At 54.6% G+C, this 24485-nt stretch carries 25 protein-coding genes; 10 read left to right on the forward strand and 15 right to left on the reverse strand.

Features of this window, described 5'->3' with window-relative positions:
- Positions 1-3: 3 nt before the first annotated feature.
- Together FHI25_RS11130 and FHI25_RS11135 are read right to left on the reverse strand one after the other, a co-directional pair.
- Positions 4-1425 (reverse strand): sensor histidine kinase, encoded by a 1422-nt coding sequence (locus FHI25_RS11130; RefSeq protein ID WP_210517841.1) that lies wholly within the window; start codon positions 1423-1425, stop codon positions 4-6.
- The gene (locus FHI25_RS11135; RefSeq protein WP_008891048.1) at positions 1422-2087 is read right to left on the reverse strand and encodes a response regulator transcription factor; all 666 of its coding nucleotides are present in this window, start codon (positions 2085-2087) and stop codon (positions 1422-1424) included. Before FHI25_RS11135 ends, FHI25_RS11130 begins: the two co-directional genes overlap by 4 nt.
- Before the next feature lie 209 nt (positions 2088-2296).
- Here FHI25_RS11135 and FHI25_RS11140 point away from each other — a divergent pair, with 209 nt between their 5' ends.
- Positions 2297-3355 carry an ABC transporter substrate-binding protein gene (locus tag FHI25_RS11140; protein WP_246879041.1) on the forward strand — a complete coding sequence of 353 codons (1059 nt, stop codon included), beginning with the start codon at positions 2297-2299 and terminating at the stop codon, positions 3353-3355.
- 26 nt (positions 3356-3381) lie between these two features.
- Here the strand turns inward: FHI25_RS11140 and FHI25_RS11145 are convergent, their stop codons facing one another.
- Both FHI25_RS11145 and FHI25_RS11150 read right to left on the reverse strand, forming a co-directional pair.
- A complete protein-coding gene (locus FHI25_RS11145; protein WP_210517844.1) occupies positions 3382-4227 on the reverse strand; it encodes a citryl-CoA lyase in 846 nt (281 codons plus the stop codon).
- Positions 4224-5441, reverse strand: a complete 1218-nt coding sequence (locus tag FHI25_RS11150; protein ID WP_210517846.1) for a CoA transferase — start codon at positions 5439-5441, stop codon at positions 4224-4226. Before FHI25_RS11150 ends, FHI25_RS11145 begins: the two co-directional genes overlap by 4 nt.
- A 119-nt stretch (positions 5442-5560) precedes the next feature.
- Here FHI25_RS11150 and FHI25_RS11155 point away from each other — a divergent pair, with 119 nt between their 5' ends.
- The 6 genes from FHI25_RS11155 (at position 5561) to FHI25_RS11180 (ending at position 12459) form a co-directional block, all read left to right on the forward strand.
- On the forward strand, positions 5561-6241 hold the full coding sequence (locus FHI25_RS11155; RefSeq protein WP_210517848.1) for an IclR family transcriptional regulator: 681 nt from the start codon (positions 5561-5563) through the stop codon (positions 6239-6241).
- 317 nt (positions 6242-6558) lie between these two features.
- Positions 6559-7557 carry a tripartite tricarboxylate transporter substrate-binding protein gene (locus FHI25_RS11160; protein WP_210517850.1) on the forward strand — a complete coding sequence of 333 codons (999 nt, stop codon included), beginning with the start codon at positions 6559-6561 and terminating at the stop codon, positions 7555-7557.
- A gap of 44 nt (positions 7558-7601) precedes the next feature.
- Complete coding sequence (locus FHI25_RS11165; RefSeq protein WP_008891054.1) at positions 7602-8090, forward strand: tripartite tricarboxylate transporter TctB family protein; 489 nt, start codon at positions 7602-7604, stop codon at positions 8088-8090.
- Entirely contained in the window at positions 8083-9621 is a 1539-nt protein-coding gene (locus tag FHI25_RS11170; RefSeq protein ID WP_008891055.1) for a tripartite tricarboxylate transporter permease, read from the forward strand. Before FHI25_RS11165 ends, FHI25_RS11170 begins: the two co-directional genes overlap by 8 nt.
- Before the next feature lie 34 nt (positions 9622-9655).
- Positions 9656-11338 (forward strand): HAMP domain-containing methyl-accepting chemotaxis protein, encoded by a 1683-nt coding sequence (locus FHI25_RS11175; protein ID WP_008891056.1) that lies wholly within the window; start codon positions 9656-9658, stop codon positions 11336-11338.
- Positions 11338-12459 carry an AbrB family transcriptional regulator gene (locus FHI25_RS11180; protein WP_210517852.1) on the forward strand — a complete coding sequence of 374 codons (1122 nt, stop codon included), beginning with the start codon at positions 11338-11340 and terminating at the stop codon, positions 12457-12459. The genes FHI25_RS11175 and FHI25_RS11180 overlap by 1 nt, the downstream gene beginning before the upstream one ends.
- A gap of 27 nt (positions 12460-12486) precedes the next feature.
- On the opposite strand, the gene FHI25_RS11185 is transcribed toward FHI25_RS11180, so the two are convergent.
- From FHI25_RS11185 to FHI25_RS11235, 11 genes are all read right to left on the reverse strand, one after another.
- Positions 12487-13761, reverse strand: a complete 1275-nt coding sequence (locus tag FHI25_RS11185; protein ID WP_210517854.1) for an NAD(P)/FAD-dependent oxidoreductase — start codon at positions 13759-13761, stop codon at positions 12487-12489.
- 49 nt (positions 13762-13810) lie between these two features.
- Positions 13811-14257, reverse strand: coding sequence for a hypothetical protein (locus FHI25_RS11190; RefSeq protein WP_210517856.1), 447 nt, complete (start codon positions 14255-14257; stop codon positions 13811-13813).
- The gene (locus FHI25_RS11195) at positions 14257-15357 is read right to left on the reverse strand and encodes a c-type cytochrome (RefSeq protein WP_210517858.1); all 1101 of its coding nucleotides are present in this window, start codon (positions 15355-15357) and stop codon (positions 14257-14259) included. The genes FHI25_RS11190 and FHI25_RS11195 overlap by 1 nt, the downstream gene beginning before the upstream one ends.
- Entirely contained in the window at positions 15341-16636 is a 1296-nt protein-coding gene (soxC, locus tag FHI25_RS11200; RefSeq protein WP_210517860.1) for a sulfite dehydrogenase, read from the reverse strand. The genes FHI25_RS11195 and soxC overlap by 17 nt, the downstream gene beginning before the upstream one ends.
- Before the next feature lie 94 nt (positions 16637-16730).
- The gene (gene soxB / locus FHI25_RS11205) at positions 16731-18425 is read right to left on the reverse strand and encodes a thiosulfohydrolase SoxB (protein WP_210517862.1); all 1695 of its coding nucleotides are present in this window, start codon (positions 18423-18425) and stop codon (positions 16731-16733) included.
- Between the two features lie 118 nt (positions 18426-18543).
- A complete protein-coding gene (gene soxA / locus FHI25_RS11210) occupies positions 18544-19404 on the reverse strand; it encodes a sulfur oxidation c-type cytochrome SoxA (protein WP_210517864.1) in 861 nt (286 codons plus the stop codon).
- A gap of 61 nt (positions 19405-19465) precedes the next feature.
- A complete protein-coding gene (gene soxZ / locus FHI25_RS11215; RefSeq protein ID WP_063089497.1) occupies positions 19466-19792 on the reverse strand; it encodes a thiosulfate oxidation carrier complex protein SoxZ in 327 nt (108 codons plus the stop codon).
- Between the two features lie 20 nt (positions 19793-19812).
- Positions 19813-20268, reverse strand: a complete 456-nt coding sequence (soxY, locus tag FHI25_RS11220; RefSeq protein ID WP_210517866.1) for a thiosulfate oxidation carrier protein SoxY — start codon at positions 20266-20268, stop codon at positions 19813-19815.
- Between the two features lie 19 nt (positions 20269-20287).
- Positions 20288-20749 (reverse strand): sulfur oxidation c-type cytochrome SoxX, encoded by a 462-nt coding sequence (soxX, locus tag FHI25_RS11225; RefSeq protein ID WP_210517868.1) that lies wholly within the window; start codon positions 20747-20749, stop codon positions 20288-20290.
- A 196-nt stretch (positions 20750-20945) separates the two neighbouring features.
- Positions 20946-21563 (reverse strand): thioredoxin family protein, encoded by a 618-nt coding sequence (locus FHI25_RS11230; RefSeq protein WP_210517870.1) that lies wholly within the window; start codon positions 21561-21563, stop codon positions 20946-20948.
- 10 nt (positions 21564-21573) lie between these two features.
- Positions 21574-22308: a cytochrome c biogenesis protein CcdA gene (locus FHI25_RS11235; protein ID WP_210517872.1), complete on the reverse strand. Its 735-nt coding sequence runs from the start codon at positions 22306-22308 to the stop codon at positions 21574-21576.
- A 120-nt stretch (positions 22309-22428) separates the two neighbouring features.
- On the opposite strand from FHI25_RS11235, the gene FHI25_RS11240 reads away from it, so the two are divergent.
- The 3 genes from FHI25_RS11240 to FHI25_RS11250 all read left to right on the forward strand — a co-directional run bounded on the left by FHI25_RS11240 (position 22429) and on the right by FHI25_RS11250 (position 24484).
- A complete protein-coding gene (locus FHI25_RS11240; RefSeq protein ID WP_210517874.1) occupies positions 22429-22803 on the forward strand; it encodes a transcriptional regulator in 375 nt (124 codons plus the stop codon).
- Positions 22804-22916: 113 nt separating this feature from the next.
- Positions 22917-23279, forward strand: coding sequence for a metalloregulator ArsR/SmtB family transcription factor (locus FHI25_RS11245; protein ID WP_040823953.1), 363 nt, complete (start codon positions 22917-22919; stop codon positions 23277-23279).
- 110 nt (positions 23280-23389) lie between these two features.
- Positions 23390-24484 (forward strand): YeeE/YedE family protein, encoded by a 1095-nt coding sequence (locus tag FHI25_RS11250; protein WP_210517876.1) that lies wholly within the window; start codon positions 23390-23392, stop codon positions 24482-24484.
- Position 24485 lies beyond the last annotated feature (1 nt).

The following is a 24485-nucleotide window of genomic DNA, read 5'->3' on the forward strand; positions in this document are numbered from 1 at the left end:
CAATCAGTTTTCTTTGCGCTCGTCCAAAGGTGCCATATCGAAACTGATACTGAAGATGCACCCGCTATGCTCTTTGGGTTGCGTCAGTTTAACCTTGGTTTCGTGGCGTGCAGCGATTTCCTTGACGATGGAAAGTCCCAGTCCGCATCCCTCGTCATATCCGGCATCATTGATCCGGTAGAACCGCTTGAAGACATCCTTGCGGTGTTCGACCGGAATACCCGGGCCGTTATCTTCGACGGTCAATGTCACCTTGTTTTTGACAGTATTCTGTTCAAGCCGAACGGTCACGGCACTACCACTTGGGCAGTATGTCAGTGCGTTATGGACAAGGTTTTTAAGCAACTCTTCAATCAATGTCGCATCACCCATAATCCACGCCGGATCGGTGATCCCCTCATATCCAAGATCAATGCCCCGTTCGATTGCGACCGGCACTTTTGATCCGGTTACTGCACGGGTAATTTCACAAAGATCAATCTTGTCAAACGGCCGACCCGCAAGGCCTTCGGGTGCGGCACGTGCGGATGCCAATAACTGATTGGCCAGATGCGATGTCTGCCGGGTCGAGGCCGCGATGGTATCCATGATCTGGTGGATTTTCTCGGGATCCTTCTCACGCTGACCAAGTTCGGCCTGGGTTCGAAGTGCGGCCAATGGCGTTCTAAGCTGATGCGCAGCATCTGCAGTAAAGCGTTGCATGGTCTTCAGGCTGTTTTCCAACCGCCCGAAAAGCTGGTTGATGGCGCCCACCAGATGGCGAACCTCAATCGGCACATCGTGCAAAATCGGCCTGAGATCACTCGGAGAACGGCGATTAAGCGCCTCTTCAAGCCTTGCAAGTGGCTTCAGGCCCTGACCGATACCGAACCAGACGATCATGGCGGCAATGACAATCAGCAAGATCTGGCGCGCGGCGGCACTGGCAAGAATATCTTCGCTAAGCCTTGTGCGGGTTCCCATGGTTTCGGCAACCAACACATGAAAACGGGTCGCTTTGCGAACACTCGCCACATAGCGTGAAAGCGCGCCAATCCGCACCGTCTCGCCGTTATAAACCGCATCGTAGAAAACCGGTTCTTCACGCAATGGCAGGAACTTTTCCGGCACAGGTGGCAGATCCTCGTAGCCGGTAATGAATTCGCCCTGTGCGGTACTGACCTGATAGAAAACCCGGTCTTCCGCCGCACTTGTAAGCATCTCAAGCGCGACATAGGGAACGTCCACTTCGATCTTGCCACCAATCAAAACAACCCGGTCAGCAATGGCTAATGCAGAACTTAAAAGTGCACGGTCAAATGCCTGGTTTGTCGAATTAACTGCGTTACTGCGGACTTCAAGCAGCATCAGGGAACTGACCACCAAAAGCGGGATCAGCAGCGATATGACAAGCCTGCGCCGAAGCGATCGATTACGCCATTTCATGTTTTTTTCAACAGATAGCCAAGACCGCGAACGGTCTGGATTTTGACATCGGCCGCCTCGACCCGTTTGCGCAATCGACTGATATAGAGCTCGACCGCGTTGGCACTGATATCGTCTTCAAACCCGGCCAACTGATCAACGATTTGCTCCTTGCTCAGGACATGGCCGACCCGCATCAACAGGATTTCAAGGATATTAAGCTCACGCTTTGGAATATCGACATCCGTGCCATCAACCGTTACCCGTCGCGCCACTGTATCGAAACTGAGCTTTCCACATTTAAGCTGGGTGTTATGCGTCCCGGCATTGCGCCGCATCAGCGCCCTCACCCGTGCTTCAAGCTCGACCAGTTCGAACGGTTTGGCCAGATAGTCATCCGCACCAAGATCAAGTCCCTTGACCCTGTCTTCGATGTCACCGCGCGCGGTCAGGATCAGAACCGCACTTTCGGCTCCGCGATGACGCAAACGTTTGAGGATCTCAAGTCCGTCAAGTTTCGGAAGGTTCAGATCAAGTACCACCAGGCCATATTCCTGGGTACGCAGAACGTCGTCAGCTTCCTCGCCATCGGCGATCACATCGACCGCATAGCCAGACTGTCGCAGGGATCCTGCAATTCCATCTGCCAGTGCGGCATGATCTTCGACAACAAGGACTCTCATTGTTTGCGCGACTTTTCCCTGATAAACCTCGACAGAGGTAATTTCTGTTCTGCCATTTTCCCGGCAAAGGGATTCAAGAACAAGCGATATCCTCGCCCCGGCACCATATGCCAATGACCATCCGCGACACAGAGTATTGCAGCATGATTTCGGGCCGTATCTGTATTGGTTTATGTTTCATCGCCCTCGCGATGCAAGTTTCTTCTGCGATGGCCGAAGTTTTCACCTATCCGGCATTGCGTTCGTCCCAGGCGTCCGATCCAGAACAGTCACTGCTGACCAGCACACAACCAATGGCCGTTATCTATGGCTCTGCCGATATCGGTGCCTTTGTCCCGGTGATCGCAGCGTTTCAACAAGATAACCCGTTTATTGGCGTTGAATATCATCAGCTGCAAACGCTTGAGATGTATGACATTACCCAAAGCCAGCGGGCAAACGGTGAACCAACCGCGGACCTGATCATCAGCTCCTCGATGGATCTGCAGATGAAACTGGCCAATGACGGATATGCCACCTCCTATCAAAGCAGTGAAACAGACGCTTTGCCGCATTGGGCACGCTGGCGCAACGAAGCCTTCGCCGTAACGCAGGAACCCGCCGTCATCGCCTATAACCGCGAGTTTTTCCGCGAAAACGAACTTGAACCGCCCAGAACCCGCGAAGACTTTATCCGGCTGCTTGTCAACCACGACGAGTTGCTGAGCGAAAAAGTCACGACCTATGACATTGAACGCAGCGGTGTTGGCTTCCTATTTCTGGCGCGCGATGAACGATTCTTCCCCGGTATCTGGGATTTTGTCCGCATTCTGGGTCAGGCGAAGGTAAAGCTTTATTCCAATACATCTCCAATGCTTGAAAAAATCGCGTCCGGTCAGGTGGTGCTGGGCTATAACCTGCTGGGATCGTATGCGGAAACCTTTACCCAGCGGAACCCGAACCTTGGCGTCATACTGCCCGACGACTTTATCGTCGTTTATTCAAGGATCGCCATCATTCCGCGTGGCGCACGCAACCCCGACCTTGGCGGTCGGTTCCTTGATTTCATGTTGTCGATCAAGGGCCAAAGCGTTTTGCAAAATGAAGGCAACTTCAACCCGGTACGCGCCGACGTTCCGCCCAGCACATTCTCGTCGCTGATCTTTGACCGATATGGCGAACGCGTGCGCTCCTTCCCGGTCGGGCCTGGATTGCTGGTTTACCTTGATCAGGCCAAGCGCCAGCGCTTCCTGCGCCGCTGGCAGGATGCACTGCTGAACCGCAGATAACGCACCCTGCCCAACCACTTATCTTGTTAAGACTTGGTACTATCGGGTACCGGACGACGATCCGGACCGGTATAGCTCCAGATCATCCGGCGCGGGATCGGTCCCTTGTTGCGGCCACCCTGTTGGGTTTGTTCCCATGCATGGGCAAGAATGCCGACCGACCGCGAAAGACAAAACAGCCCACGCGCCAATTCCGGCGCAAATCCCAGTTCGGCATATATGACCGCCGTTGCACCATCGATGTTCATCGGGATCCGTTTACCTTTACGCGCCAAAAGCTCTGCCTCGATCGTGCTGGCAATTTCGCCATACCGACCCGGCACATGACCTTCCTCTGCTGCCTCGCGTACGAGCGCCAAAAGCCGTGGTGCACGCGGGTCAACCGGGTGGAACCGATGGCCAAAGCCCGGCACATGTTTGCCATGCTCAGCGATTTGATGATCAAGGCCGTCTGAAACTGCTGCGGCCATATCCTGCCCGGCATCCATACGTGTTGCGATGTCATGGTAAAGGGCAACGGCCTGCTCGCCCGCACCGCCATGCACATCACCCAGCACATTAACCGCACTGGCCATGGCATTGTTCAGACCAACGCCACACGTCGCCGCCATGCGGGCGATGGCGATGCTGGGAGCTTGCGGCCCGTGATCGATGGCCGAAACAAGGGCGGCTTCAAGCAGCTTGGCCTGCGGTGCTGATGGCAATTCGCCACGTGTCATCAACCAGATCATGGTCGGAAAGCTGATATTGCCGATCAGATCCTCAATCGCGTAACCGCCATAATGGATTTTGCCCGGCTCCATATCGATGATGCCGGTCTGCCACCAGTCGCGCACTTCGTTTTCAACGTCTTCAACGGTTTTCGAACTCACAGCACGCCCTCCTTGGCAAAGTTATCGATTTCATCATTGGAAAAGCCCAGCGACGACAGGATGTCCTGATTGTCTTGTCCAAGTTCCGGCGGCGGTGCACTTACCGACGGTGCATCACCATCCATTTTGATTCCGGTCCGAAGGATACGGATATCCCGATCGGCACCCGGCACATTTTCAAACGCCGCCAGCATCCCGCGATCAGCAATCTGTGGCAGCGAAAGCGCCTGTGGCACGGTCAGGACAGCACCGGCCGGAACGCCAACGGCGTTAAGTTTTTCGACCCAGTAATCGGTTTCTTGTGTCACCAGCACGTCTTCAAGCAGGTTGGTCAAAGCCGATCTGTTTTCGAGCCGTTCCTTGCGCGATACAAACCGCCGATCCTTGATCAGCGCCTCAATGCCAAGAACACCGCACAGGGCCTCGAATTGTTCCTGCTTGTTTGCGGCAATGTTGATCTGGCCATCGGACGTGGTAAAGGCGCCAGATGGTGAAGACGTGAAGTTGTCATTGCCATTGGCGGTCGGCTCCTTGCCGGCAATTAGATAGTTCGAGACCACCCAACCCATCGTGGCAATCACCGATTCCAGCATCGAAATATCAATGAAACTGCCCTTGGCATCCTTGTTGCCCATGGCCCGCCCCGCCAACGCTGAACTGATCGCAAAGGCCGCAGTCATGCCGCCAATGGTATCGGCCATCGGATACCCGACGCGATAGGTCCCTTTATCCTCCTCGCCGGTGATGGTCATGATGCCCGACAGGCCCTGAACAATCTGGTCATAGGCGGGAAGTTTCTTCATCGGGCCACTCTGGCCAAAGCCGGAAATCGCGCAATAAACAAGCCCCGGATTAACCTTTGAAAGCACATCATAGCCAAGCTCGAGACGATCCATCACGCCCGGACGGAAGTTCTCGACCAGAACATCGGCCTTGGCCACGAGCTTTTTCAGGATTTCTTTCCCGCGCGGATCCTTAAGGTTCAGCGTGATCGAACGTTTACCGGCGTTTTGTGCCATGAATGAAACGCCCATCAGCTTTTCATTGAGCTCCATGTCGGCACCAAGCTGGCGGGCAAGATCACCACGCCCCGGCGCTTCGACCTTGATGACATCCGCCCCCATATGGGCCAGCTGGTGACAGCAAAACGGCCCGGCCAACACATTTGTCAGGTCAAGAACCGTTATTCCGGAAAGAGATTTTGGTCCGCTCATGGATATTTCCTAAATTCTGTCTGGTAGAATTATATTCTATTATATAGAATTTTGGACCTAGGGAAAATGATGTTCGCCCAGCCATGGCAGCACCCCAGAGAACCGGAGCAGGTAAATCCATGTCAGAACAAAACGTTACAGCGGTTGAGCGCGCCTTGGGAATTCTTGATGCCTTCACCGATCAGGACCATGACCTGTCACTCAAGGACCTGTCCGAGCGTACCGGAATGTATAAAAGCACCATCTCGAGACTGGCGGGAACGTTGGAGTCTTGTGGTTTTTTGATGATTTCCGGTCGTGGCCGCTATCGCCTTGGCCCGGCACTTTGGCGTCTTGGCTCCATTTACCGGCGATCATACGGCATGGACGATATCGTCCGCCCACACCTTTCGATCCTTGTTTCGGAAAGCGGTGAAACCGCGTCTTTCTATGTCCCCGAAGGTCCTAATCGCCTGTGCTTGTTTCGCGAAAACTCCTCCAGCAGCCTGCGACATCATCTTGAAGAAGGCGCTATTCTTCCTTGTGAATTCGGGGCTGCTGGCCACGTCATCCGCGCATGGGGTGATGGCGTCGATGACCGTTCGTTACAGGTCCTCGAGGACAGGTTTGCCCTGAGCGAAGGTGAACGCGATCCGGACGTTTCGGCGATTGCCGTTCCGGTACTGGATCGGCAGAACCACCTGCTTGGCGCACTTGCCCTTTCTGGTCCGATCAGTCGGTTCACCCCGGAAAAGCGACTTAAATGCCTGGCTTCGCTGCAATCACGTGCTGCGGATTGCGGTAAACGCATGTCTTCATGATCACAAACGGCCGCCCATCTTTGCCGTTAACGCATAAATCATGTGAAGTTTTTTCACCCATTTTTTGCCAATGACAGGTTGGTGACAGGTTTGGCTGTTACCGTCCCGCCACTGCCGATCCGTGAGTCATAAATTGGCCCCGGAACAAACAAGAAGAAAATTCGGCAAGGGAGGTCAGGTCAATTTCCGGGGTCAGGTGGGCATTCATGCCTCTGAAAGCGGTGTTCGGACTCCCCTTGCTGGTGCTTTGTTCCATTGATCGGCTTGCCACTATTCGGGTGGCTGGGAAATTGCTTTAGTGTCTGGAGGAGACCCTGATGAACAAACTGTCGATGTTCTCGCGTCGCGGATTTATCGCAGCAGCCACGGCTGTTGCTGTTTCGACTGCTGCATTTGGTGCAATGGATGCCAAAGCTGCAGAAATCGACGAAATTCACTTCGTCATTCCGGGCGGCGCAGGCGGCGGCTGGGATGGCACGGCACGTGGTACCGGTGAAGCCCTGACCAAATCGGGTCTTGTTGGCACCGCGTCCTACGAAAACATGTCTGGCGGCGGCGGCGGTAAGGCGATTGCCTACATGATCGAAGCTGCTGATCGTCTTGACAACACCCTGATGGTCAACTCCACCCCGATCATCGTGCGTTCGCTGACCGGTGTCTTCCCGCAGTCGTTCCGCGACCTGACCCCGATCGCAGCCGTTGTTGCTGAATATGCAGCATTCGCTGTTCCGGCCGACAGCCCGTATCAGTCCTTCACCGACGTTGTTGACGCGGTCAAAGCTGATCCGTCTTCGGTCAAGTTCGGTGGCGGTTCGGTCCGTGGCGGTATGGACCACATCGTTGCAGCCTATGCTGTTCAGCAGGGCGGCGGCGATGCCAAACAGGTAAAATACATTCCGTATGACGCAGGTGGCAAAGCAATCGCTGGCCTTCTGTCGGGTGAAACCGAAGTTCTATCGACCGGTCTGGGTGAACTGCTTGAACTTGCCAAGGCAGGTCAGGTTCGCATTCTGGCTGTAACCTCGAAAGAACGCGTTGAAGCTGCTCCGGACGTTCCGTCGCTTGGTGAACTCGGCATTGATGCTGAATTCGTCAACTGGCGCGGTTACTTTGGTTCGCCGTCTCTGTCAGCTGAAAAAGCGGATGCCTACGCTGCGATCCTCAAGGACGTTCAGGCAACCCCAGAATGGGAAACCGTTCGTACCCGCAATGGCTGGGAAAAAATCTACAAGCCGCGTGCTGAGTTTTCTGCCTTCATGGAACAGCAGGAAAAGGTCGTTGGCGACCTGATGCGCGACCTTGGCTTCCTGAAATAAGCCGTTAATACACAAGTAAAAAGACCTCCGAAGGAAACCACGCCATGTCCATCAATCGCGACAAATTCGGCGCGCTGCTATTTCTTTGCCTTGCGCTGATATATGGCTTCTATGTCGATGACATCCCGCTGCTGTTTGGCGACGAGGATGCCCCGTTCAATGCCAGAACCCTCCCTAACGCCCTTGCATGGTTGCTTGGTGTGGTTTCCTTCATCCAACTGGTGCTGCCGACCAACAAAGAGGCCGGCAGCCTCGAACACGCTTTCCGCGGTCTTAAGTGGAAACGCGTTGTTATCCTGGCGGCACTGATGGTGTTTTATGGCCTGACCATCCGCCAGCTGGGCTTCCCGATTTCAACATCGCTCTTCCTGATGGGCGGTTTCTATACGCTTGGCGAACGGCGTCCGTTGGTTCTGATCCTGACGGCTGTCGGTGTCACGCTTGCTTTCTGGGGCTTGCTCTATGCCATGGGCATCTACCTGACCCCGGGCGATTTCTTCTATTATCTCGGTTGGATGTCAAACGATGCTTGAGGGAATTTTCTCCGGTCTTTCGACCGCTGTCATGCCGATCAACCTGTTGATGGTTGCGGTCGGCTGTTTCGCAGGCACCTTTATCGGGATGCTTCCCGGTCTTGGCCCAATCACTGCCATTGCCCTGATGATCCCGATCACCTACGGGTTTGATCCGTCCACCGGCCTTATCCTGATGGCGGGCGTGTATTACGGGGCAATCTTTGGCGGCTCGACCTCTTCTATTCTGATCAATGCGCCCGGTGTTGCCGGAACAGTTGCGACCGCCTTTGACGGTTACCCGATGGCCCAAAAGGGCCAAGCTGGCAAGGCACTGGCCATTGCAGCCTACTCGTCTTTCTCTGGTGGTACGATTGCTGCGATCTTCCTGCTGGTGGCCGCTCCGGCACTGGCATCAGTTTCGCTTTCGTTCCAGTCGGGTGACTATTTCGCACTGATGGTGCTTGGCCTGACGGCTGTGTCTGCCTTTGCCGGCAAGGGACAGGTTCTTAAGGCGATTACCATGACCCTGTTCGGGATCATGCTTTCGACCATCGGCACCGACCCGGCGGCTGGGGTTGCCCGCTTTACCTTTGGCAGCATGGATCTTGTCGATGGCATCAGCTTCCTTTTGTTGGCCATGTCGACCTTTGCCCTTTCAGAGGCCCTGCTGTCGATCCTGCGTCCGACCAAGGACACGCGTTCCGAGGAAGAAAAGGCGCTTAAAAGCCTGGGCTCGATGAAGCTGTCGAAGGAAGAAGTCAAGATCATGATCCCGGTCATTGGCCGTTCGTCGGTTCTTGGTTTCTTTACCGGCGTTCTGCCGGGTGCCGGTGCAACGATTGCATCCTTCCTTGCATACGGCATGGAACGCAATATTGCCTCGGCGAAGGAAAAGCTCGGCTTTGGCAAGGGCTCCATCCGTGGTCTGGCGGCACCGGAAACCGCAAACAACGCTGCGTGTTCCGGTTCCTTCGTACCGCTTCTGACCCTTGGTATTCCGGGTTCGGGCACCACGGCTGTGATGATGGGCGCGCTGATTTCCTATGGCGTTCAGCCAGGTCCGCGTCTGTTTGTTGAACAGCCGGACGTGTTCTGGTCGGTGATCATTTCGATGTATATCGGCAATATCGTCCTGCTGGTTCTGAACCTGCCACTCATCCCGTATATCTCGCGTCTTTTGGCCCTGCCCCAGCAGCTTCTTGTTCCGTTCGTTCTGTTCTTCTCGCTGGTTGGTGTCTATCTGGTGACCTTTAACACCATGGACATCCACATGATGGTGATTGCAGCTGCAATTGCGATCGGCCTGCGTCTTTTGAACTATCCGATGGCACCGATGTTGCTCGGCTTCATTCTTGGCAAGATGATGGAGGAAAACCTCCGTCGTGCACTGGCCATTAGTGACGGTTCAATTTCATTCCTTTGGGAACGCCCGATCACGCTTGTGATCCTGTTGATCAGCATTCTGTTCCTTGCAGCCCCGTTGATCGGCAATCTGCGCAGCTGGTTGGCAAACCGCAAATCAGCGCTTCCCAATGATGGTGAACTCTAAGATCTGCCTCTGAGCGACATGAAGGATATTGGTAATGCGGTTTCTTGATAATCTGTCGATTGGTCCCAAAACCCTTTTGGTTCCGGTCTTCCTGATGATCGTCATTGTCGCCATGGGGATTGCCACGGTGGCAACCCTCGAAAGCGAAAAAGACACCCTTACCAGCCTTCGCGTTGAAGCCTATGAACGGCGATCCGATGCGCTAACACTCAGCAACGCCCTGAATGAGGCGCACGGATCGCTGTTTCGTATTCTGACTTGGGACTCAAACGGCATTAATGCTGCTGTTGTGCCCGATCTTCGCGAACAGGTCGCCAAACTCGAAGAAGAACTCGCCCCCCTTGCCCAGCGTCTTGCCGCTGTGGGTGGTGATGCCTTTACCGAGAACTATGCGAAATACATGGAACAGGTGAACCAGTTCCTTGTTGAAAGCGAAATGAACATCTATGGCGCGCTGGAAGTCATTGCCCAGGCAGATGAAACCTTCCAGGCCCTTCAGGCGCCACTCAACGATATCCTTGCCCAATCACATGAAATTGCCACCACATCGTTTGCCGATGCCTATGCGCAGGCCGAAGCCCTGCAGCGTGTCTTTGTCATCGTTGCACTGATTGTTGTCGTTGTTGCGGTTGTTGTGTCGGTCTTTGTCTCCCGGCGCATTTCACGGCCCATGACCGACCTTGCCGAATTGATCGAACAAATTTCAAATGGCGATCTTGATGTGAGTGTTCGCGGCGGACAACGCGCTGACGAGATTGGCAAGGTCGCGCGCTCTGTCATGGTGCTGCGGGATCAGTCGAAGGAAGCAGAAGTCCTGCGTCAGGAACGCGAACGTGTGCGTGGCCTTGAAAGACAGCGCCAGCAAAACCTGATCGACGCCACCAATCATTTCCAGCGCGTCGTTCAGGAAGCCCTTTCCGGTTTTGATCAGGAATTCAGCTCGCTCAACGGATCTGCCAGCGACATGGAACAGATCGCAACCCTTGCCAGCGCACGGTCCGCCGACGCCAACCAGCATTCCGAGCAAGTTCTTCATCACATCGAAGCTGTTTCGCAGACGACCGCAAGCTTGTCCGAAGCCATTGCTGAAATCGGCCAACAGGCCCAAAACTCGGCCGAGGTTGCCGGACGTGCACGTTCCGAAAGCGAACAGTCACGCGCCCTGTTTGAACAGCTGACCAACGCCACCCAGCGGATCGGTGATATCGTCAGCCTGATCGAAGACATCGCCAACCAGACCAACCTGCTTGCCCTGAATGCCACGATTGAGGCTGCACGCGCCGGTGACGCCGGTAAGGGCTTTGCCGTTGTGGCGGGCGAAGTTAAAAACCTTGCCTCTCAGACCGCACGCGCAACCGAAGATATCGCAAGTCAGGTCGAAGAAATCCGCGGCCTTACCGATAACGTGGTCAATGCCTTGCACGGTGTTGCCGATGTTATTGGCGAGGTTGATCAGTCAGCCGCTGCCATCGCCGCAGCTGTTGAAGAACAACAGGCCTCAACAGCCGGTATTTCTGACAGCATTCAGGATGCCAATGGTGGCATGCGAACCGTGGCCGAGGCGGTTGGTGCGCTAGATAACGAAACGGCCCGCGTACATAACGGTTCTGCAAACGTAACGCGTGCCACCAGCACATTGAATGACGAAGCCACCAAACTGCGCAACGCTATTGATGGCTTCCTTGAACAAATCGAGAAGAACAAGGCCGAAGCATAATGAAGAGAACACCGGATGGTCGCCCAGGCGCCCATTGGATCAACCGACTTTCCGGTGTTTTGACACCCCAGTTTTTCAAAAAACTGTCGATTGCTTTGGGGATTGGCCTTATTGGCGGCTTGATCGCCCATTTCATCAATATGCCTCTGGCCTGGATGATGGGCCCGATGCTGGCCACCTTTATCGCCAGCCTGCTGCGCGTGCCGATGGGTGTCCCGATGCAATTTCGCTCTGGCATCCTTGGCGTTATTGGTATTTTCCTTGGCGCATCCTTTACCCCCGATACGCTTGATCAGGCCGCAAAGTGGCCGATCAGCATGATCGCGGTTCTGCTATATGTTCCGATCATCACATTCGTGATCACCTGGTTCTATTCCCGCATTGCCCGCCTGGATCCTGCCACAGCGCTGTTTTCCGCAACTCCAGGTGGCCTGACACCGATGGTCGTTCTTGGTGCCGCTGCTGGCGGCAATGAACAGGAAATCGCCCTGACGCAGGGTTTGCGTGTTTTGCTGCTGGTGATGTCCGCACCACTGATTGTTTTGATGATCACAGGCGTTGTGGCAAACGGCCATGGCGATAGCCAATCGGTTCAAATGACACTGAACGAAGGACTTTTGACCGCCGGTTGCGCGATCATCACAGTGCTGGTCTTTCGCAAGCTGCGCATCCCGGCTGCCTACATGACCGGTGCGATGGCGGCTAGCATGGTCTTACATGTATCGGGCATCGTCGAGGGCAACCTGCCTGATTGGTTGCTTGCCGGAAGCTTGTTGATCCTTGGCTCTGCCATCGGCAGTCGGTTCTCGGGCGTCAAAATCGCCGTCCTTGTTCGCCTTGCGGGCTATTCTGTCCTGGCAACCTTTGTTGTCCTGGCCTTTACGGGCGGGGTTGCATGGTTCGTATCGCAATGGCTGGATCTTGATTTCATTGCCGTATTGCTGGCCTTTGCGCCGGGTGGCGTTGCCGAAATGTCATTGATTGCGCTCGCACTCAATGTCGAACCGAGCTTTGTCGCCTTTCATCATATCGTGCGCATTTTCGAAATCGTGTTGCTGGCGCCGCTCCTTGCCAAGTGGTTTCAGCGCCACATGCAAAAGAAAGCCGCACGGCAAATTTAATCTGTTTCTGCCACTGCGTAGGTGTGATTAGCCAAACATGTCCTTGGTGATCCCGTCATACCAGGCAACAGATTCCTCAAATGTATGCCGGCGGACATCGGCACTTTCATCAGGTTGGCTGATAAAGGATGACGTGCTGGCGATCGCGCCATCAACATTGACATATTGCGCCCCGACCTTGATCCCGTCATTGGTTTCGACAAGGCTCCAGCACGTATTGAGATAACGCGCCGGAAAGACCCGCGCATCCATCAGATCCGCCATCAGATGCATCACCACCACTTTCGCCTGACTGTTGGCAGCAGATCCTGACTTTGGCATGGCGCCCGCGATGGACGCATCACCGATGACAAAGATGTTCTGATCGCGTTTGGACCGCATGCTTTCGGCATCCACCGGGCAAAATCCACTGTCATCCGAAAGCCCTGCCGTGATTGCAATGCTCCCGGCCTGCTGTGCCGGAATGATGTTGAGCAACGCACCGCCAAAGGTATCAAAATCGGTCTCCACTGTTCCGGCTTCTACATCGACACCCTTGATACCACCGTGGATATTGGGCCCATACCATTCCACCATGCCCGGATAGTATTTCTCCCACCCTTCTGCAAACAGTCCCTGTTTGGAGAATTTCTCCTTCGGATCCAGAACAACGATCGTGCAGTCAGTGAGCCCGCGTGCCTTAAGCGTATGGGCGATCATCGAAACGCGTTCATACGGGCCCGGCGGACAGCGATACGGGTTGGGTGGCGCAACCATCACCACCTGATCACCATTTTTAAGGCCATCAATTTTTGATTTAAGCAATTGCGTCTGTGGCCCCGCCTGCCAGGCATGGGGAGCAATTTCCGCCAGCTCCGCCGAATATCCCGGAACACTATCGAATATAAGATCAATACCCGGTGACAGGACCAGCCGGTCATAGGGGATGGTTTCCCCGGTTGATGTGCGCACCTGTTGGGCCGTGCGATCAATTTCTTCTGCCCGGGCTGTTACTTTGCGAATGCCATAATCATTGATCAGTCGATCATAGCCATGCGTGATCGAAGCAAAATCGCGATAGCCACCCAGATACAGGTTGGAGAAAAAGCAGGTCGTGTATTTCTCGGAATCCTCAATCAGGGTGATGTTGATTGCCCCACCGGCCTTTTCGGCCAAATGACGGGCCACCGTTGCCCCACCGGCACCGCCGCCAACAATCACGACATTCTTACGGCCCTGCGCGCGCAAAATGCCCGGCATTGCCATGACACCTGCACCGGCACCTAGAAACTTGTTGAACGTTCGCCTTGTGACATTGCTCATTTTCTTGTTCCTGATCGGTTGATTAACGACGTTTCACAAACTCCAACCTTTAGTCCTTCGTCGAGAAATAGGTCGCAAGCGCTGCCAATTCTTCCATACCAAGGCTTGCCATGATTGCCTGCATCACTGAATTGTCGCGCAGGCGGTATTTGTATTCCAGCATCGCCTCGACAAAATACTCGCGCGGCAAACCGTCGATCACCGGGATCGCATGATTGGTAGCTTGTCGCTGATGACATGTCACACATTCTGTCGCCAGATAAGCGCCGTAATCCGCATCACCGGGCACTGCCAATACCTGCCCGATGGCCTCACCCAATGGCAAAGACGGTATCGGTTTCTCCGCACCGGACTCCGCAAACGAAAAGTTCGGGATCAAGAAGATCCCGAACGCAACACACAGCCAGATCTTATCAATGCCCAGCACCCGAAACACGCGCGCTGTCAAAACCCTGCCACCATCCGTTTCATGATGTTGCCGGTGACAGTCACGCATTAATCGATCCCCCCGGCACCGTTTTCTTCATCGCCGTCCGGGGTAACATCAAGAATACGCGCGCGCATCACGATCTCGGCCGGACCGTCGCCACAGTTTTCCATGCAGGGTTCAACATTGGTCGCGAAATTTGGCTCTTCCAGACGATCATCGGGATAGAAGTTCTCTTCGTTCGGCAACGAAATCTCGCTAAAGGTTTCATTGGACAACTCAAAGTCCTCTTCTGTGACAATGTCGTTCAAATACAACAGGTAAGCTGTAATTGCGTAGGTCTGATCCGCACTCAGCGACCGGGCATTACCAAACGGCATTGCCCGATGGACATAGTCAAAAATCGTCGAAGCGAACGGCCAATAAGACCCGATGGTCTTGACCGGACGATCCGCCGTCAGGGTATCAAAGCCCCCCGACAATACCGGCCAGCGTCCCTCACCTTCACCAAACACGCCGTGACACACCGCACAGTTTTCATCATAGAGCACGCCACCATCGGCAACCGTACCACTGCCAACAGGCAACCCGACACCGTCCGGACGAACATCAATATCCCATGCTGCAACTTCTTCGGGCAGTGCTTCGCGGCCTAGATGATAAACACCATGCTCAGGGATCACTGCATCCGCTGCATTCACAGCAGGTTCCGACACAGATGCGGTTTCAACAGGTTCTGATGCCGGTGCGGACTCAGGTTCCGCTGCGGCTTGCTCTGCACTTTCCGAGAAGGTTGCCAGATAGGCGATCACATTGGCGATCTCGTCGTCCTTTTTCAGGCCGGCAAAGGCCATCTTCGTACCTTTGATATAGTCGCGCGGTTTCGCCAGATATTCGGTCAGGCTGTCGTGGTCCCAGACCAAACCTTCTTCACCGGCCTTGCTCATCGCCTTGGAATATTTGAAATCCTCAAGCGACCCGGCAACGCGCCCAAAGATTTCATTGAGTTCCGGTCCGACCTTGTTTTTGGCCCCTTCACCTACGGCATGACAGGCGGCACATTTGCGGAAAACCTTCTCGCCTGCCTCTGCATCTTGCGCGTTGGCACTGGCTGTCCATGCTGCGCCAAGCAGAACGATGCTTGCGGTAAACTTAAGAAACTTCGACATTTTCCGCCTCTCCGTTCGACTTCAGATACCAGGTCTGGATTCCATTATTGTGATAGATCGAGTTATCGCCGCGTGCCGCGCGCAGGGCGTCCTTTGTCGGCTGGACGTAACCCTGTTCGTCAATGGCACGCGATTGCAGATAAAGCGGCGATCCGTCCCAATTGAACTCGTAATAGAAACGATGCAGCGACCGGCTAAGGCTCGGCCCGTCAATCCGGGCATGCTGCCAGTTGCGGCCACCGTCAATCGACACGTCAACGCGCTTGATCTTGCCATGGCCAGACCATGCAAGACCGGTAATGATTGTATGGCCACGGCCCTGGGTGATCGGGGCCTGCGGGCTTGGATTGGTAATGACGGATTTGACATCCATCGCCCAGGTAAAGCGCCGCGCACGACCATCAGGCATAAGATCGGTGTACTTCGACGTTTCTTCGCGGAGCTGCCATGGCTTATCGCCGACCTCGATCCGGCGCAGCCATTTCACCCACATATTGCCTTCCCATCCCGGAACGCACAGGCGCACCGGATATCCTTGTTCGGGACGCAAGGCCTCGCCATTCATTTTGAAAGCAACCAGGCAGTCATCAAGCGCCTTTTCAATCGGGATCGAACGGCCCATTCCCGATGCATCAGCACCTTCGGCCAGGATCCATTTCCCGGCTGGTTTAACACCGGCTTCTTCCAGAAGTGTGCGCAGGCGGACGCCGGTATACATCACGTTATGCAGCATACCGTGGGTAAACTGGCAGCCATTAAGCTGCGCACCACGCCACTCCATGCCAGAGTTCGCCGCACATTCAAGGAAGTAGACCCGGTTTTCACGCGGGAAACGCATCAGATCCTGCATGGTAAAGACAAGCGGCTTGTCGACCAGACCATTGATCATCAGGCGATGCTCGGCCGGATCCACTTCGGCGACCCCGCTGTGATGACGCTCAAAGCAAAGACCATTTGGCGTAATGATGCCGTCAAGTTCATGCAACGGTGTGAAGTTGATAGATGATATCGGATCGGCGGTCAGCCATGGCACATCGCGACGTACGACATGGGATTCAAAAGGTGACGGCACACCATAAGGTGCGGCATCCACGCCCGGACCGGAATACTGGTTCCAGTCCTTGAGCTCCGTAATCGCCGGATCCGGGGTTCCGGCCGCCAACGCAGCACCGCCGCCAATTGCGGCAACCGCCGCCCCACCGGCGGCTGTTAGACCACCCTGAAGAAAGCTGCGCCGACTTGGCACAAAATTCTTATCTTTCTGAGGTTGTTTGGACATGGCTCTTGGTGCCCTCCCTACACATTCGAAATTTTATATATATTGAGGCGAAAAATGCCCTGCCCGGTGATTGGAACCGGCCAGGTGATTTTGCCTAGTTCATTCCAATCACTTTCACGGTGTCATTGCGTGGAATATCAATGACCTTGTGACGGGTGATGTAATTTTCCATCAGATCGTAGACCGCTGGTCCTTCAACGCCTTCGTTGACGGATGCCCAACCTGCGACGACATAACTGCGATCCGCTTCAATCGGCTCGCCAGTCTTGATCATCGTCATGTTCGAGATACGGTTGCCGATGCTTTCCTTGGGTGCGCAGCTATAGGCCATGCCGCCGACACGGACCATGTCACCCCCCTGTTGGAAGAACGGATCCTTGTTAAACAGGTTATCACAAACGTCCTCAAGGATTTCCTTGATCTGCGTGCCAGTGAATTCCAGACGATAAACCGACGGGTAGTTCATGCTGGTCTGGTTATAAAGATCATCGATGGTGATATCGTCACCCGGAAGCAATGTCGTGCCCCAACGGAAGCCCGGGCTGAATGCCAACTCGGCATCTCGTTCTTCCATGATGCCCTGACAAATCAGGTCATCCCATGTCCCGTTGAAATTACCGCGGCGATACAGCAGACCAGATGTCTTGCCGATAACGCGATTGCACTCGTCCTCATAAGGTGCACGGACCTCGTCAATCTTGGCGGCCATTTCCGGATCGGGATCAATCACATCCGAGAACACCGGAATAAGTGCTGAATTATAACCAGTTACGCGCCCGTCTTTAACTTCCAGATCAACGCGTCCCAGATATTTGCCGTGTGATCCAGATGACAAAAGCAACGTGTTATCGATCTCGATCGCCTCGGGCACGGCATCATGGGTATGGCCGGTCAGGATGACATCAATGCCGTTCACAACAGTTGCCAGTTTCTGGTCCACATCAAATCCGTTATGCGACAACAGGACGACAACAGCGGCCCCGGCCTCGCGTGCGGCGTCGACATTGGCCTGAATGACTTCCGGGCGAATACCAAACGACCAGTTCGGAATCATCCAGCGCGGATTGGCAATCGGGGTATAGGGCATAGCCTGCCCGATCACTGCGACCTTGTGCCCGCCAGTTTCATAGAACGCGGTATGCTCGAAAACCGGTTCGTCCCATTCCGTGTCAAAAACGTTGCTGGCCAGGAACGGATAACCAAGATCATCAACGATCTCCTTGACCCGGTCTTCGCCAAAGGTGAATTCCCAGTGACCGACCATCGCATCCGGCTTGAGCAGCTTCATGCAATCAACCATGTCCTGCCCATTGGTCTTGAGCGACGTATAGGACCCCTGCCAGGTGTCACCACCATCAAGGAACAGAACGTTGCTATCCCCGCGTTCCGCGCGGATCGCCTTGACCAGCGTCGCGGTGCGATCAAGGCCGCCAAGGCGTCCATACGTCCGCGCCATATCGACATAATCGACCATGGTATGAGCATAGGCGAGCGGACTGCCGCGCTTAATCCCGAAGTGGGACAGGAATTCCTCGCCCACCAGATGTGGCGGAATGCCTTCAAACGCCCCGACACCGTAATTTTCTGATGGTGGGCGGAAATAGACAGGCTTTAGCTGGGCATGAACATCGGTGAAGTGCAAAAGCGTAATACTGCCTTTGCTGTCAAACTTCAAAAGATCGTCCTGGGTCAGACGCTGTTGGGCAGCCACACGGGTCAAACTGCCCATATAGCCGGTCGCTGCGGTGGTCACAGCAGCCCATTGTAAGAATTCACGGCGCGAAAACATTTATTGGTGGCCTCCGGGCAATATTCACCTGTTCGGCAACGCGGCCGACGCATTTAAAGGAAGAAAGGCGGGGCAACCGGGAGGATAAGCCAATCACCCCTGTAGTAACTTTTGGGTCCTATTGGCGAACTGCCGGTGTCTCGACGGACAAGCCGGTGCCACGCCAGGTCACATAGACCTCAAGCGCCATCAGTTCGTCAGAAAATGCAGCCGGGAATTCCGCACGGGTATCACGGATGCAACCGCGGAAACGGTTATGCAGTGACACCAGACTGGCCTGCTTCAGGCGATAGGTCGGGAACCCGTTGACATTGCCCTGACTGAGATGGTCGGCGCGAATGTAGTTGCCATTGTTCTGTTCATGACAGGATGCACAGGAAAGATTGAGCTGCCCGGTCCGGGTGTAATAAAGCTCGTTGCCCTTCTCCCACCAGCTCTGCATGTGCCCTTCAGCAAGATCGATGGCGACCGGAGTGCCCAAAGACTGATGTTTGACATAGGCGGTCAACGCCTTTTGCTCAGGGGCATCAAACTTATAGGCCTCTGCCCCCATCTCTTCGGTGCGGCACTTGTTGATCTGAAGTTCCACATTGATCGGGCGGTTGGATGCTTCATCCCATTTCGGGAAGCGTGCCCCGACACCAGCCATGCTGTCCTCGGCATCGCCGTGACAGGATGCGCAGGATTTACCAGCACTTCCGTCAACCGTATTCCAAAGATCCGCACCGTCCTGCACTTCAAGCATTCCGGGATTTTCAAAGGTATCGGTCTCCAAAAGGCGCGTTTCTTCGGTTCGATACAGCCAGCCTGACAGCACCTCGTCAAGCGGGTGACCTTCTGGCGGTGCCGCCCGGGTGATCATCTGGATTTCGCCGTCAATGACGAGTTCATCGTCAACCGGCCCACCGGCAAACGCAATCCCCGGGACAAGTGCGGTCATGGCAACCGCAGCAGCTTTGGCTATGATTTGGTTTCTCAAGACATTCCCTCCCGATACAGTGGCGGGCCCGTAATCACCTGGATCAAGGACCCGTCCCGAATCATTTTATGGCGATCTTGTTTTCAGTCTCGTAGACAGAACCGTCATCATCCAACCAGCTGAACTTGAATGTTCCAGCCTCGTTAACCTTGGCGGAAAACTCGATATAGGGGTTGGCGGAAATTGCCGGCTCGAGTTCACAGGAAAACACGGGCTTGCCGTTAAATTCACAGGTGAACTTGTTGATGATCTGGCGCGGGATGAGATTGCCATCCTTGCCCTTGCGCAAACCTGATTCCATCGGATGGTTGATCAGGGTCTTGATGGTGATGATCTCACCAGCCGATGCGGATTTCGGCACTTTTACACGCGGCTTGATATTGTCCATTTGACTTTCTCCCGATCCGATCAGCCGCCGCAACCACCGATGGTCACTTTGACTTCTTTTTTATCCATGAAAACCTGCCCCTTACTGGTCTTTGCGACCGCAACCACATTCTGGGTTTTCGCAAGACGCATGCGGGTTTTCGCTTCGGCTGCACCGCTCATCGGCGTGAAGTGGAATACAGCGACATCCGGGTTGGGGTTGCCTTCGGCATAGATGACAACCGACTCAACGTAATCGTCATCCGTCATCGGGCTTGCCACAGACACCTCGATCGGCACGGTGTTGCCGTTTTCGGCAATTTCCGGCGTCGTCAGGGTCAGGTCACTGCCCATCGCGGGTTCTTTACCACCGGCAAAGTTTTTGATGCTTTCGGCTGTGGCTTCCGGCGTGGCAGAGGCGGACAGCGAGAAGCCGAACACTCCGGCTGCAGCTGCACCGACCGATGCACAAAGCATTTGGCGTCGTGTGAGATTCATCTTGGTTCCTCGATGGTTGTTATTCTTTGAGCGTCGCCAAATAGGCCACGACATCTTCAACTTCCTGCGCGGTCAGGATTGTTTTGCCGACCAGATCTTCGCGGACATTGATGCCGACATTCAGCGAATAGAAACCCGGCATAACCGTCTCTTCGGAGAAAACTTCTTTGGCATCAGCCACGATGGCGCGAAGTTCGCCCTCGCTCCAGCGGTCGGCAGCACCGTCAAGCGGCGGCCCGACTTCGCCGTGGAACAGCTGGTCGCTTTGATCTTTGACGGCGTGACATGCCAGACAGTTGCCAAGGCTGCGATTGGTAAAGACCTTACGCCCGTTTTCCGGGTCCCCCGGCTGGCTGGTCAATGACTGGGATACAGACATGTCATCGAATTTGACATCGGCAGGTGCAAGTGCATCAGCTGCGGCAAGGGCCGGAAGGCCAACGATCAGGCACGCAAGAAAGGTTCTTGGTTTCCAAGACATGGCGTTGTGGTTCCTCCTGTGACGATGCCCCTGCCCTCTGTGTGGCATATGAACATCCCCGGTCTGACATCTGGCGGCTCTGACGGCGCCTTTAGTTCAAGTTATTCAAACTCAACTTTTAATTCAACACATAAATATGATATTTTTAATGTTTCATGTACTGAACTATCAATTATGCACGCATTACAAGGGGTTGTTACTGCCCCAATCGCCCCTCTTCCTGAAGCTTCTGAATGATGCGGGCATGATATTTCTGGAAGTGCTCGTCGGTTTCGTAGCCCTTCTCGTTCACCCAACGAAACATATTCAGGAACGTCCATTTGCCAAACGCGCCCGGCATGGTCGCAACCGCGGCCTCGGCGGCATTCTTGCCGTCTTCCGGTGCTTCTTCAGGCAGAAAAACGATGGTCGGGGTAAAGACATAGCCCCACTTGCGGGCGGCGGTTTTCTCGCTCAGCACGTCGCCATCGAGATCAATCACTTCTTCGTCGCCAAACATGTTGTACTGGACAACCTTGAAGTTCTCCTTGATGTAGCCGGATACCTCTGGATCGCTCAGCAGTTCGGTATGCATCTTGGCGCAATAGATGCAGCCGCGCTGCTCAAAGATCATCACCAGACGCTTGTTTTCATCCCGGGCCGCCGCGATATCGTCGGCAATGTCGCGAAATGTGATCGAAAACCAGTCCTGCTTGTGCAGACCATCTTCGCCCACGGTTTCCGCGTGCGATCCTTGTGACCAACTCATTACCAGCAAACCGGCGACCAGATATTTCGCCAAAGGCACTCCACGCAACAGATGACGCATAGTCATGACGCAACTCCTATCCGAGGGTCGAAAGCGAAGGGAAAGTCTCAAGCAACCATTGGGCGATGGCCGACATCTGCCCGGTCATGAACAAGACACCGGTCAACACCAACAAGACCCCCATCGCCCGTTCAACAGTGTGCATGTGTCGTTTGAATTTTCGGGACCAGCCAACGAACTGCCCGGCGAAAAGCCCCGCCAGCGCAAAGGGCAAACCGATTCCCAGCGAATACACCGCAAGCAACCCTGCCCCGCGCAATGCCGTGCTTTCCGCCCCGGCAACAAACAGGATCGCGGCCAGTGCCGGCCCTACGCACGGCGTCCAGCCAAAGGCAAAGGCAAGCCCCATCACATAGGCCCCGACAAGCCCCGCTGGCTTTTTCGCAACATTGACCCGCGCATCGCGATACAAAAGCGATATTCGGAACACCCCCATGAAATGGAGGCCCATGATCGCAATCATGATCCCGGCAATGATCGATAAGATGTCAAAATAGCTGGCCAGTGACTGGCCGATGACGCTTGCCGTCGCACCAAGGGCGATGAAAATCGTGCTAAAACCTGCGACAAAGGCCAATGCCGTAAAAAACACCTGGCGTGACTTCGCACTTGCGACCGCACGATCATCAAGATCCGTAACACTGACCCCTGCCAGATAGGCAAGGTATGGCGGCACAATCGGCAAAACACATGGCGTAAAGAACGACAACACCCCCGCAAGGAAGGCTGCGCCGAAACCAATATCGAGCAATTCATGTTCCTCCCGGCGCTGTGGGTATCTGATTTTGGAATTTGTTTATCAGCGCCTCTTCAAAGAATAGTATTTTTCATATATATAATTCAATCATAACTTTATGTAGAATCCAGACATATGAAAAAACCGCACATTTCCGGGGCGTTCCGGCTCATCCCAACCATGATTTTCGCATCACAGATGTGGATCGGCTCTGCATTGGCGACCGAATTGCTGATGCTTGAACAAAAGGGATGCGCATGGTGTGTGCGCTGGCATCAGGAAATCGGCGAAGCCTACCCCAACACCGATCAGGGCAAACTGGCCCCTCTTCGCCGTGTTGATATTCATGAATGGCCCGAAGACCTTGATCACATCGCGCGTGAACGTGTTACACCGACATTCGTGTTAATCAGCAACAACCGGGAAGTCGCCCGTCTGCGCGGTTATCCCGGCGATAATTTTTTCTGGCCGATGCTTGACGAGATGCTCTCGCAATTGCCGAACGATTAGGAAAACTGTATATTCGGTTTGAAGCACAGTATCCAATCGTGTATTGACCTTGATGTCTGGTATAATCGGACATCTAATGGCTTTGGCCCTTTAACCGACGAGCACAGCAAACGATGGCCCTACCACGTTTCAAGCAAAACATGGACTCGACCGAAGCCGAAGCTCTCCTCAAGCAGGCGCGCAAGGCCAGCGAGATGCTCAAGGCGCTGTCGCATGAGACACGCTTGCTGATCCTTTGCATCCTCCAGGAAGGCGAAAAGTCGGTATCCGATCTCGAAGAAATTCTGTCCATGCCCCAGGCCGTTGTATCCCAGCAACTGGCAAGGCTTCGCATTGATGGTCTGGTCTCGGCCCGCCGCGAAGGCCGCATGATCTATTACCGCATTGTCGATACGGAAATGGCGACCATCATTGGCACGCTTTATGACCTGTTCTGTGCACCGGTCCGCGATGAAGAAAAAGCCGCTGCCGAATAGGCGACAACTGCTGATCGAAAAAGCTTCCGTGAATTAGAACAGAAAAAACGTCACGATTCCGCCGACGCCTTGGCAAAAAATTACAATCAACAAGGCGGGAGGAAAACGTCATGCTGGGTTTGGATAATCCCTGGGCCCTGCCGCTTGTCGGTGTTTTGACCGGCATCGTGGTGGGATTTGTCGCACGTCGACAACATTTCTGCACGATGGCAGCCCTTGAACGCTATTGGTTTGCCGCCAACAGCATCGGTCTGCGTGCCTGGGTGCTGGCGGCCATCACCGCACTGTTCTGCACCCAAACGTTTATCGCGCTTGGCGTTATCGATCTTTCAAACAGTTTCTACATCACCCCGACCCTGCCGATTGCAGGCAGCATTCTGGGCGGGCTGATGTTTGGCTTTGGCATGGCTTTTGTCGGCACATGCGGATTTGGCGCCATCATTCGTCTGGGCGGTGGCAATCTGCGTGCGCTGGTCGTCCTGACCGGTATCGGACTGGCCGCCATTGCTGCCCTTCGCGGCGTGACGGGTCATTCTCGTGTCTGGTTTCTTGATCCGCTGTCGATTGAGTTCACCTCAGCCGGATCGCAATCGATTGGCGCGATCGCCTCGCACGCCAGTGGACTTGATCTGCACTATCCAATCGCCCTGCTGATCAGTGCCATCGGGCTTTGGTGGGTCTTTCGCAGTTCTGATTTCCGTGCCGAACGTGCCAAGGCGCTTGGCGCCATCACCATTGGTGCCTGCATTTCGCTTGGTTGGGTCTGGACGACGAGCTTTGCAAAATATCGCTTTGTTGAAACCCAGATCGAGGCGGGATCCTTTGTCACCCCGGTTGGGGATACAATCATGCAGATCATCACCGTTACCGGGGCCCTGCCCGATTACGGGGTTGGATTGGTGATCGGGGTGTTTCTGGGCGCGGCACTGGCAGCTTGGAAAAGCAACGACATGCGCTGGGAAGCCTGCGACGACGCCCGCGAACTCGGTCGCCACCTGCTGGGTGCTTTTTTGATGGGAACAGGCGGCGTTTTCGCCCTTGGCTGCACCATCGGCCAAGGTGTCAGCGCGTTTTCCACACTGGCAATTTCTTCGCCGATTGTGATGATCTCGATTGCCATCGGGGCACGGGTCGGTCTTGGCGTTCTTCTTGAAGGATCACCGTTCGGATTCCTGCGCGCAATATCGATGCGCAAGCACGGTTAAA

Origin of the sequence: Thalassospira sp. ER-Se-21-Dark (genome assembly GCF_017922435.1) — a bacterium.
GTDB lineage: Bacteria > Pseudomonadota > Alphaproteobacteria > Rhodospirillales > Thalassospiraceae > Thalassospira.